Annotated in this window: 11 protein-coding genes; 10 read left to right on the forward strand and 1 reads right to left on the reverse strand. The window is 43.6% G+C overall.

All coding sequences use genetic code 11. The features are described from left to right. Nucleotides 1-23: 23 nt before the first annotated feature. The 10 genes from E0765_RS00015 (at nt 24) to E0765_RS00060 (ending at nt 10,092) form a co-directional block, all read left to right on the forward strand. A complete protein-coding gene (locus tag E0765_RS00015) occupies nt 24-590 on the forward strand; it encodes a recombinase family protein (RefSeq protein ID WP_132811172.1) in 567 nt (188 codons plus the stop codon). Nucleotides 591-684: 94 nt separating this feature from the next. Then, complete coding sequence (locus E0765_RS00020) at nt 685-2,094, forward strand: DUF2971 domain-containing protein (RefSeq protein ID WP_132811173.1); 1,410 nt, start codon at nt 685-687, stop codon at nt 2,092-2,094. A 4-nt stretch (nt 2,095-2,098) separates the two neighbouring features. After that, nucleotides 2,099-2,608 (forward strand): hypothetical protein, encoded by a 510-nt coding sequence (locus tag E0765_RS00025; protein WP_132811174.1) that lies wholly within the window; start codon nt 2,099-2,101, stop codon nt 2,606-2,608. After that, complete coding sequence (locus tag E0765_RS00030; RefSeq protein WP_132811175.1) at nt 2,586-3,476, forward strand: hypothetical protein; 891 nt, start codon at nt 2,586-2,588, stop codon at nt 3,474-3,476. The genes E0765_RS00025 and E0765_RS00030 overlap by 23 nt, the downstream gene beginning before the upstream one ends. A gap of 27 nt (nt 3,477-3,503) precedes the next feature. Next, entirely contained in the window at nt 3,504-4,241 is a 738-nt protein-coding gene (locus E0765_RS00035; RefSeq protein ID WP_132811176.1) for a hypothetical protein, read from the forward strand. After that, complete coding sequence (locus E0765_RS00040) at nt 4,232-4,711, forward strand: hypothetical protein (RefSeq protein WP_132811177.1); 480 nt, start codon at nt 4,232-4,234, stop codon at nt 4,709-4,711. The genes E0765_RS00035 and E0765_RS00040 overlap by 10 nt, the downstream gene beginning before the upstream one ends. A gap of 156 nt (nt 4,712-4,867) precedes the next feature. Further along, on the forward strand, nt 4,868-5,104 hold the full coding sequence (locus tag E0765_RS00045) for a hypothetical protein (RefSeq protein WP_132811178.1): 237 nt from the start codon (nt 4,868-4,870) through the stop codon (nt 5,102-5,104). A gap of 26 nt (nt 5,105-5,130) precedes the next feature. After that, entirely contained in the window at nt 5,131-7,320 is a 2,190-nt protein-coding gene (locus E0765_RS00050) for an N-6 DNA methylase (protein ID WP_132811179.1), read from the forward strand. Nucleotides 7,321-7,400: 80 nt separating this feature from the next. Further along, nucleotides 7,401-8,624: a restriction endonuclease subunit S gene (locus tag E0765_RS00055; RefSeq protein WP_165921603.1), complete on the forward strand. Its 1,224-nt coding sequence runs from the start codon at nt 7,401-7,403 to the stop codon at nt 8,622-8,624. A 55-nt stretch (nt 8,625-8,679) separates the two neighbouring features. Further along, nucleotides 8,680-10,092, forward strand: a complete 1,413-nt coding sequence (locus E0765_RS00060) for an RNA-binding domain-containing protein (protein ID WP_132811181.1) — start codon at nt 8,680-8,682, stop codon at nt 10,090-10,092. A 22-nt stretch (nt 10,093-10,114) separates the two neighbouring features. On the opposite strand, the gene E0765_RS00065 is transcribed toward E0765_RS00060, so the two are convergent. Then, complete coding sequence (locus E0765_RS00065) at nt 10,115-11,263, reverse strand: site-specific integrase (protein WP_132811182.1); 1,149 nt, start codon at nt 11,261-11,263, stop codon at nt 10,115-10,117. Nucleotides 11,264-11,572 lie beyond the last annotated feature (309 nt).

Here is an 11,572-nt window from a genome sequence, read left to right on the forward strand (position 1 = left end):
ACTGAAATTTGAGGTTTTCCGACATGCTGATAGGATACATGCGCGTTTCGACTGACGGTGATCGGCAGAGTACCGATCTTCAACGTGATGCATTGATCAGTGCCGGAGTGGATGAACGGCATATTTTTGAAGACAAGGCTTCCGGCTCCAAAGATGACCGTTCCGGTTTGGCGCAGACACTGGAGTACGTCAAAGCAGGAGACACCCTCGTCGTCTGGAAGCTTGACCGCCTTGGGAGATCACTCCCCCATCTGATCGAGATCGTCAATCAGCTCAAATCCAGAGGGATCGGGTTCAAATCTCTGACAGAGGGGATGGATACCTCCAGCCCATCGGGAGAATTACTGTTTCATGTCTTTGGAGCATTGGCACAGTTTGAACGTTCACTGATTCAGGAACGAGTCAATGCCGGACTTGCAGCGGCAAAAAAGCGGGGACGAATCGGCGGACGACCGCGAGCAATTCCCAAGGAAAAGATGGATGCAATTCTGGAGGCGCTGAATAACGGGATGTCGAAAGCGGCAGTGTGTCGGACATTCGAGGTAAAAAGATCGACCTTAATAGACACCTTACAAAGATATCAACAATAACACCAGTATTTAAATTATGGCAAAAAAACACTTGGCATAAGTCGAAATTTGCTAAAGTTTAGAATGTTTGGCGTAGCAACGAAGGTCTTTGGCAATGGCACAACTATTTTATCGGTTTAGAAATATCAACAGTCTTTTGGGTTTTGAAGAGCTCCAAAAGCAGACTATCTATTTCGCGCCGCCAGAAGATTTAAATGATCCGATGGAGGGGTTTAGAAACCTGATTTGGTCTGGTGATACCATTGCATGGAAAAATCTTTTTAAACACTATCTTATGTGCCTGGAAAGGGTCAGCAGTCTGTTAATACTCTGTGGCGAAGAACATCACACGTTAAAAGAAGGTGATCTACCGATTTATAATTCTTATGATCATTTCCCGACACCTCAATATAAAAAGCTTTTTGAAACAATTGCGACTGATTTTTTTGATCTTTCCATAAATGTGATCGAAAAAATTGCCACCAGAACGACACCCGTCAAACGGTATGAATTACAAATATATTTGACTTTGATACACCTGACAGCTATCGAAGTGATACAAAAAAACTACGAGCTATGCGGGTTTATTCCTAAAAGGGAATTCAGTCACACCCATATTTCAGATACACTGGCTCAAATCATCATTATGATCGATACAGTCGAGAAAATGCTTCAAGAAGCTCAAGGATACCAGCAAGTTGAAGACATTTTCGATATGTTTAAAAATTTTCAGGACAACATTACTCTTCGCAATAAATGCGAAGGAACTTTTTGCCAAGACTTCCCCAATAGAAATTTTGTGCTCGTAGATTTTCCAGAAAAGTACCTGAACGAGATCGAAAAACTGCTTTATCCACAATGGTACACAGCTTGTTTTATGACAGAGTCCCATAGTTCTTCTGTTTGGGGGCATTATGGTGATGGCCATAAGGGGGTTTGTTTGATCTTCCAAAGCGAGCACAGTGAAAACGGGGATTTCATACGGCTAAAAGGCAAAGTGGGATGGGGCAGCGAAGGTGCAATAATGGGAGATCGGAACCATCCATTCTATCAAGTAAATTACGAAGACGGTTTTGAAGAAATCGATTTTTTCAAATATATTGGCAGTTTGCCAGCGCATCAATTATTGTCAATGTGGTACACCGACGAAGATAAAACACTCAGCAAAGCTGCGGATAGCTACATCTCTAATGAGGAAAAATGGCGACAGCAGTACTGGAATATCTATCAAAGGGATATTCTGATCAAAACAAAAGATTGGGCCTATGAAAAAGAATATCGCTTGATTCTGAATGGTTTACTGGAGCATGACATCAGCAAAGAGCATCGATTGTTGACATACGATTTTAAAAGCTTGAAAGGAATTATATTTGGCATAAAAACCTCTACAGAAGACAAATTAAAAATCATCGATATCATCAGGAACAAGTGCAAGCAACATAATCGTAACGATTTTGAGTTTTATCAAGCCTATTACTCATCAAAAGATAAAAATATCCAGCATAGAAAAATGGCTTTTTTATAAAATCATGAAGAAATATTTTTTTGATATCCCCGTCTATAGGCTCTCAGAAGAAAAATATGACGCGCAAACCGATGCTGAAATCCAAGAAAATTATCAACAAATGTATCTTAAAAACGGCAGGGCAAAGCCTTCGATAAGCTATGATGATTATTTTGAAAAAATGTCTATATTTTATGATCCATGGAGATTCAATGAAACGATTGGATACATAAGGCTTTATTTTCTTGGCCATGAGATCAGAGGAGACTACTGTCAACATAAGGTATCACGCATCTATAAGACGAGAAGAAAACATATTCGATATAAAACATACAAACTTGCCGATGAAATCAGTATTCTCAACCAAAATGACACTCAAATCTATGAATCGATCCTGCTATATCTTCAAAAGTGTGCATCAGAACTTCCCAAGCGATACATAGATATGGAAAATTTTAAACAAATCGGGCGTTACGTACATTGGAACGCATTAATCCGGAACGAGACTTTGAATGATGAAACCCATCGCCAATAATGGGAACAGCCTCATCAGCAACGTTGTGACGGACTTGACGCACTGTACCTATTTCTACCGCTATCATGGGAAGAAGAGCCTGCTCAAAGCCACCAGAAACGGTAAACCCGTCCTGGCTTTTTCACTGGACGAAACAGCGAAAAAAGTGGATTTTTATGTTTCCGTTCCGAAAAATATCACCTGCGAACACTATAACGAGGGGAGTAAAACCCACAGTGTAGTAAGCGACGGCTCTACCCATCTGACCTATCACGGGACCTCTATAAATAAAAAAAATAGCAAACAGAAAGGTGAAATTCACATCAAGCACAACAGCCAACGGGTGCACAAGGACAAAGCGAATCTTATTGAAGCTCCACAGTGCGTTTCCAATGATATTTCCCGGTATCCTCTGCCCATCTGCCGGATCGAACTGGACGAAAACGTTTGTGAGCTTGAAAAACAGGGAAGTGAAAATTTCGTTGAGCTGGAAGTCAACGGAGTTTTTTTCAATACTATCGAGATATATCTTGCACGGAGAGGATTCATGAAACGCCTTTTGAGCGAGCCATGGCGGTTTCCTCCGAATCTTCCGGCATATTTTGCCTATACGTCTCTGGAAGGTATTTATAAAAACAACACTGTCATCCGGAGAAGGGGCAGATATCCGCAGATTCTGGTCATGGAATCCAGAAACTTCGAGACGATAGTCATCGCCATTCAGGAGGCTCAGAATCAACGATACCCGGATTCCAGACTCAAATACGCCAGAAGCATCAACTATCTGGAAGAACATTTCCAAAGGGAGAGCATCAACACGAACACGGGTTTTTTCATCTCAAAATACAGACGTTCCGACATCCAAGAGCTATCAGTTATCGGTAGATGATATAATGGGACAGCAGAGGAAATCGATGTGGGCAGAGGAGAAGCACATATGACGGAAAAATTTACGATTGCCGATATGTACAAATCCCAAAGCATGCACTGGTCACTGGAATATCAGGATTTTTACCACAAAACTTTTATCGAAACGATCAAGCCGTATCCCCATAATACGCAGCGGATCGAAATGCTGAAAAATCGTGCGAGAAACCTTTTGAAAAAATCGCCGCATTACCCGTTTTTGAAAAACCATCTTTTTGATTTCACAGCAATCAACGCCTATGGCGATGAACATTTCGGATGGGTAAATAGCAATAGAATAACCTGGCGAAGGGACGATCCTTCCATACAACTGGTTTATTTTTACTGGTTCGTTGCTATCTGCATTGAAAATGGATATGGGGATGACAGATTTGAATTTGAAAATGATCTCCTCAGCATCATAGACCTTATCGATGATTTGAGGGAAGGAATCTTTCCGGTTGATAGCATCAAGTATCTCAGAAGGGAACTGATCCCATGGCTGGCTGCATACCGGATCATCTGTGACGCAAAATATAAACTGGCCGCTTCTATTGATGCCGAATTCTGGTATTGTGAACCGGAAAGACGCGATCCCAGAAACGATTGGTTCTCCTACTACCTCCCCGTCAATCTCGATCTTGCCGGAGGAAGCGGTTGGCCTTCATGGAAGTTATTGATGAGTGCACGCGAAAAAATCCTCATCTCTTCCCGAATTACAGAAAGGGAGGTCAACACATGCCGCTGATACTCTTGTATGTTTTCAGTGCCGTACTTTTACTGGTAAGCGATGTTGACGGTGTGCGTACGGAACTGTTCAACGGGGAAATGTCGGTTTGGTCGTTTTTTCTGCTGCTGGTGCCAGTCGTTTCCTTTGCGGTATTTCTGGCACTCATATCCATTGTTGTTCTGCTGAATATGTTGTGGATGATGGTGGAAACACCCCTGCGGTGGGTATCGGTAGAATTGTATGTGCTGGTGATGCGAATCTGGTATTACGGGCGATTGATTTTCATGTCACGCCAACGCAGAAGCATCGAATATGAGAAAACCCGTCCCGCACTGATCGAACTGAAACGGCTGCGCAACCGCATGGAGGCGTCGATGCGCGAACCGACTCCCGATCCCGTTGAAACGGATGAACAGAAAAAATCCAGAAGTGACTTGTGGGGGGTGGCTATTGTTCTGGCTGCATGGGCTTTGTTAAGCGGAGGATGAATCAGCGACGACGACAATGTAGGTTTTGATATGAATGCCATTTGATCGCATTTGGCGTTTAAGTCCCCCTCCAACAGATACCTGCTAAAATCCAACATTCATCAATACCTCTGATATTTATAGAAATTTGACAGAAAAGCGAACTACAAAGACACTATGACACCGGAAGAAAAAGAACATCAGCGCAATCGATACTATTCGATGGCACGGATACAGCTGCAAGAGACGGATAAAAAAGAGTTCAAACAGATGGTAAAAGACAAAACGCTGGGAGAGTATCTCAGCCGAAAAGCCGATGCGATGATGAATGAACTCGAAACCCTTATGGCACAAGGGTATAACCAGCGTGAAGCCAGTGAGATTGTGGTACATCATCACATCATTGAAATGTAATATTTTAAATTATTCAAAGGGCAATAATGATCGAACTCAAACGAGACGGAAAAGGAAAAATTTACAGTCATATCCGAAAAAAATGGCTACACGAAACACCTGAAGAACGTGTACGTCAGGAATATTTGATCATTCTGGTTAATGAGTACGGCTACATCCTTGACCAAATTGGTGAAGAGGTAGCCGTAACAGAGAGGGGAAGCGGAAATGCCCGAGCTGACTTTCTCATCTGGCGAACGCAACAGGAAAAGAGTGAAGGAAAAAAACCTCTTATCGTTGTCGAATGTAAAGCCGACAATGTCACCATCGACCAACGCACTTATGCTCAGGGATCGAATTACGCGCAGTATGTCGGTGCTCGTTTTTTCGTTACCCATAATCATCGCGAAACCAAAGTTTTCAAAGTCGATCATGAAAAGATGGCTCCGAACTTTGATGAAATCGAAAATATTCCCCATGCCGATGCGACCGATAAACAGATTGAAGTGCTCATTAAACGTCTCAAAGTTTTCAAGGAAGATGAATTTGCCGATTTGCTTCACAAATGTCACAACATCATTCGCAACCGTGAACATCTCGACCCTGCCGCCGCTTTCGATGAAATCGCGAAAATTCTCTTCATTAAGACAGGGGTTGAACGGCGTCTGAGAGCGGGACGAGTAGCAAAGAATATATTTACTGCGGAGTTTTTGGACGAGCAGAAAGTTGTAATGGACGATCCCATAAATTCGCTATTCGATCAAACAAAAAAAGAATATCGTGCCGACAAAATCTTCCTCGAAGGGGAAAAAGTCCAACTTAAACACCCCACAGTCGTAGCAATCGTCAAGGAACTCGAACGCTACAATCTTTCCGATACGAGTGAAGATATCAAGGGAATCGCATTTGAACGGTTTTTGGGAAGAACGTTCCGTGGTGAAATTGGACAGTTTTTTACGCCCCGTCCTGTGGTTGAATTCATGGTACGGTTTCTTGCGCCGAAAGAAAATGAAAAGGTATGTGACCCGGCCAGCGGTTCGGGAGGATTTTTGATCCGAACGTTCGAGATTGTCCGTGAAGCGATACTTGCCGACGCCGATGCTGAGTACGATGATTTCAAACAACGGTTGGATGAGGATAAAGAGATCGATGAAGCTGAAAAAGCAAAACTTCTCTCCGAAAAATATGCCGACATTCAGTCTGCACTGGATCAGACCCGAGAAGATTCTCGAATGTGGAAACTCTCGAACCGTTCCATATACGGTACGGATGCAAACGAACGGATGGCTCGGACATCAAAAATGAACATGATCATGCACGGCGACGGTCACGGAGGAGTTCACCACCATAACGGATTTTTGAATGTAAACGGGATTTTCGAGGGGCGTTTTGATGTGATTCTGACCAATCCGCCGTTTGGTGCAAGTGTCGAGCCAACCGATAAAGTGACGGAGGCTCAGGTAGCTCTCGAACCTGACGTTGAAAAACTCTACGAAGAACGTTATGGTGATCCTTACCGGGAGGCGCGCGGACGACTCAAAGCGGCGGTAGGTTCTTCTATCGCATCGTTATTCGAACTGCCGAAATCGGAAAAATCGAAAATCAAGACCGAGATTTTGTTTATCGAACGGTGTCTCGATCTTCTCCGCCCCGGCGGACGGATGGGGATCGTTCTGCCCGAGGGTATTTTCAATAATCCGAGCCTCGTTCACGTCCGCGAATTCGTTGAAGACCGTGCCCGGCTTTTAGCGGTAATCAGCCTTCCCCAGGAGACGTTTGGGGCAAGCGGCGCAAGCGTCAAATGCTCACTGCTGTTCGCCCAAAAATTTACCGATGCACAGCAATCGGATTACGACCGTATCAAGGCAGAGTCGCGAAACGAAACAGATGCGAAATATGCTGCCCAGATCGATGCGGAACGAAATAGGCTCAATACGCTGATAGAGAACGCCAAGAAAGAGAAAAACACCGAATCCCGTAAAGCGGTTCAAAAAGAACTTGCCGATTATGAAAAAAGAATGGAAGCCCTCATCGCTTCTGAATCTCGGGCACTTCTCAAACACCGGTTCAATTATCCGGTCTTTCTCTACGAAGCGGCAAAAGTCGGGATTACCGCCACGGGTGAGATCGATTCAAACGAACTCTATCCGAATGATCGTCTACCGACCGGGATCACGCTGACGGCGCTGGAGCTGTACCGGCAGTTCGAGGCGGACCCGACCTCTTTTTTCGTATAAGCCCCTCCCCCGATGAGGGAGCGGGGGGCTTTGCAGTAGAATGGTCAGAGATGGGAAGGTGGACACCTTCAAGTTTTACAATGCAAACATGGAAATGGAAAGCAGAATATATTCAACCTCTTTCATATGCTTTGAAACGTAAAAATATTGAAGTTCATACAAGAGATGTCCCATTGGTTACGATTCGATTTGGTGGCGCAATGGAAATTAGGGAGAGTAATTCTGAGGACATAAAAGGAAAATTATACTTAGCCGAATCAGGGAATATTGTTTATTCAAAAATTGATGTTCGCAATGGCGCTATTGGAATCGTTCCGCAATCAATCGAAAAAGCCGCTTTTACGAGTGAATTTCCTATTTATGAAATTAATCCTGATGTCGCAGTTTCAGAATACATTGCGCTTGTATTTCAATCTGAAATTTTTAAAAAACATATTAACGCTATTGTAAGTGGTGCAAGCGGACGTAAAAGGGTTCAGCCGGATCAATTAGAGGCACTTGAGATTCCAATTCCTCCTTTCAATATACAGGAAGTTATTGTCAAACGATGGCGTGAATCGCAAGACCGTATTGAATCGGCAAAACGGGCGATGGACGATTTGATTCGAGAAGTCGATGAACTATTATGGCGCATTTATGGAGAACACGCACAGCGGGACATTCTCTCGGCCCGTTCGTTTGCTCTTGGATTCGGAGAACTCGGTTCGTGGGATCTCAAATCATCACGTGCGGCGGCATTCGCCATCACATGCCCCTCGTTTAGAGAGATGGGAGAATTTGTCGAGGAAGCAACCGAACTGGTCCGCCCGTATGAAGATCCCGAAAAATTATGGCCGCTTTACGGTGTGAATAATAAAGAGGGGGTTTTCTTAAGCGCGATGCAGGAGGGAAAAGAGTTCAACGCCTCTTATAAAAAAGTCAAAGAGGGATGGTTTTTTCACAATCCTACTCGATGCAACGTCGGTTCGCTCGGGATCGTTCCTGCTGTACCAGAGGATGCCGTTACTAGTCCGGAGTATCAGGTATGGAAACTCAGGGAAAATTCTGAACTTTTAGCGGGGTACACTGCGCTCATGATTCGAACGAGTTTTTTTCTCGCACTTGTACAGTTTAATCGGGTAGGTGCGGTCAAAGAACGGATGTATGTCGACAATCTCAAAGCGATCCGCATCCCGGTTTTACCGTTGGAACAGCAACACGATTTTGTTCGCCGCCGTGATGAAGCACTACGGATGTTGGAACAGACAGCGACAATCGAAGCTGAGGCAAAAGCGGCTGTCGAAAAGATGATTATCGGGGGATGATATAATGGTTGTCATTAAAAGCCATATCCCTTGCAAACTACATGGAAAAGATTAAATGTCCAACAACCTGATCGACTTAATAGCACTGGGTGAAAACAAAACGCTGGAGTTCAAAGAATCGCTCCCCAGAAACGAGAGTATCGCCAAAACGGTAATCGCATTTTCCAACACAAGCGGCGGACGGCTCATCATCGGCGTCAATGACAGCCGCGAAATCGTTGGAATAAATGAGGACAATCTTTTCGAACTGCAAGACAAAATTGCTTCTATCGTATCGGATCATTGCGCCCCGACTATTCTGCCGGAAATTTATACCCTCTATGTTGAAGGAAAACTCCTTTTGGTGATTGAGGTTTTTCGAGGAAATCTGCTCCCTTACTATCTGAAACATCATGGACGCGATACGGGTGTTTATGTCCGACTGGGAGCGACCAATCGTCAGGCAAGCAGCGAAATGATTCAGGAGATGGAACGCCAAAGATTGCATCAGAGTTTTGATGAGCAAATAGCCTGGGAAACACCTCTGTCCGATTTGGACTTGGCTCCGATAGAAGAAGCTTTTTCTGGTGCGGGCAAGCCGTTGGACACGGCTAAACTTTATAGCCTCAAGCTCATTAAGCACGAACAGGGCGAAGACCATCCTACTCACGGACTCCTCATTTTATTGGGAAAATATGAGCATGTCGAGATCAAATGCGCCCGCTTCAAAGGCACCAATATGGCGGTGTTTTTGGATAAAAAAGAGTACACCGGAGACTTATTTAGCCAACTTGCGCAAACCGAGCTTTTTATCAAAAATCATCTGCATCTAAAAGCTGAAATTTTGGGCCTGCAACGGACTGAAACCTACGAAATCCCCATCCCTGCCATTCGGGAAGCTCTGGTAAATGCGGTCGTGCACAGAGATTACAGCAACTTCGGGCGCGATATCAAGGTTGGCATTTACGACGATGCTCTCAACATTGTTTCTCCAGGTGGTTTTCCCAATGGCGTAACACTGGATGAAGTGCTTGCCGGTCGTTCGGAAATACGCAACAAAGTCATTGCTCGGGTATTTAAAGAATTGGGCTATATCGAACAATGGGGAAGCGGTTTAGGACGGATCCGGGAATTGTGCCAGGAGATGAATTCCCCCATACCTATCATCTCTGAAACCGGAGATTTTATCGATTATTTGTTTATGCGCCCCGATGAGCAACCCACCCAAACTGCTATTGAGACACATCCAGACAGTGGCTCAATAGGTGGCTCAATAGGTGGCTCAATAGGTGGCTCAATTCTCCTGAGTGAACGACAAAAAGCAATTTTGCAGTGCTTAAAGGACGACCCTAATTTATCGTATCGGACATTGGCACAACGACTCGATATTAATGACTCAGCATTGAAAAAACATATCAACAAACTCAAAGAGATAGGGCTACTTGAACGTGTCGGTGGTACTCGTGGCCATTGGCAGGTGAATGGGTGAATAACCCCTCCACAGCAGACCTTTAAATCGACAATTGCTCTGTCACTTTATGTCTAACATTCGGAATCATATGAGCGTATCGCATGGTCATTTCGATATGTTTGTGCCCGAGTTGTTCTTTGATCTGCAAAATATCCAGCCCGGCTTCTGCAAGCCAACTCGCATGAGTATGCCGCAGTGAATGGGCAGTGATTTTGTATTTCGTATCTCGCTTCTTATTTCCAGGGATGACGATTTCTACCGCCGTAGCAAAATAGTCCGGCATTCTCAAGATGATCCCACCATCGCTGTTGTTGATAACGTTTTCATTGACCCTGTTTTCATAGAGACAATCGATCGTTTCGCGAAGGATCTCATTCATTGCGATATGGCGCTCATTGCCATTTTTGGTCTTTTTGAAAAAAATCGTATTGTTGGCGAAATTAACATCAGCCCATTTCAACCGGGTATCGATACCGGTTTTGTTTTTCTGAGATGAGGCGCCCGTAATTTCACTGAACCGTGCGCCCGTAAAAAGGAGCAGCACCGTCAAATGATACGTCAAAGGGTGTGCCGATTTCAAAATCTCTAAAATTTTTTTGGCCTGGTCTTTCGTTAAATAACCTTGCCGCTTGTTATCTATGTCCGGCATCTTGACTTTTCCTTCACCCATAGGATTGGCAAAGTTTTTGAGTATGTTATGTTTGATCGCATAATTAATGATCGTTCGGATGAGTGTCATCTGATGCTTGACCGTCTGCGGCTCCAGCCCTTTTGCTGTAAGATCCTGCTTGAATTTTTCGAAATCCAAAGAGGTCAAATCTTTCACACTCTTATGCCCGAAAACAGGCTTGATGTGCTTCTTATAATTCTTTTCATCCATTAGATATGACTTCTTATTTGCCTTGGCATAGCTGTAAAATTCTTCCCAAATAGCGTCAAATTTTAGTTTTGAAGTTCTGCCCGCTTTAATCGTCGGTTCTTCATCATGCTGAAGTTTATACTTCATTTCAATCAGTTTTGCATAGGCATCTTTTACGGTGAAATCAGAAATTCTTGTTTTTTTACCTACAAGTACTTTAACCGGCTTACCGTGATCATCACGATAATTAATGTAAAAGGATATATCGCCATTTTTTAGCTCATTGACCCAGACACCCTCATATCGTCCACCAACTGCCTTCAATGCCATGTTATAAGTCCCCTGTTTTGAAAGAAAATTACTTTTTATCCACAATAGATCATTTTTTCGTTGAAAAAGTATAACAAAGTTTTCGTAATAGGAAGTGGCTTTTTTTACTACAATTTTTACTACAAAGTTTGAAAAATGATGAAAAAAGATGCATATAAATGAAAAACAAGAAAGGCGTTTAAATCCCTAAATATAGGGATTTTGAAAGGATTTGAAAAGATTTAAGAAATTATGAAAAATGCCAAAAAACAGACTTAGGATCTGGTGCCTCACGGTGTGAAGGTTCAAGTCCTTTCGTCCGCACCACCC

The organism is Sulfuricurvum sp. IAE1, assembly GCF_004347735.1.
In the GTDB taxonomy this organism is placed as follows: domain Bacteria; phylum Campylobacterota; class Campylobacteria; order Campylobacterales; family Sulfurimonadaceae; genus Sulfuricurvum.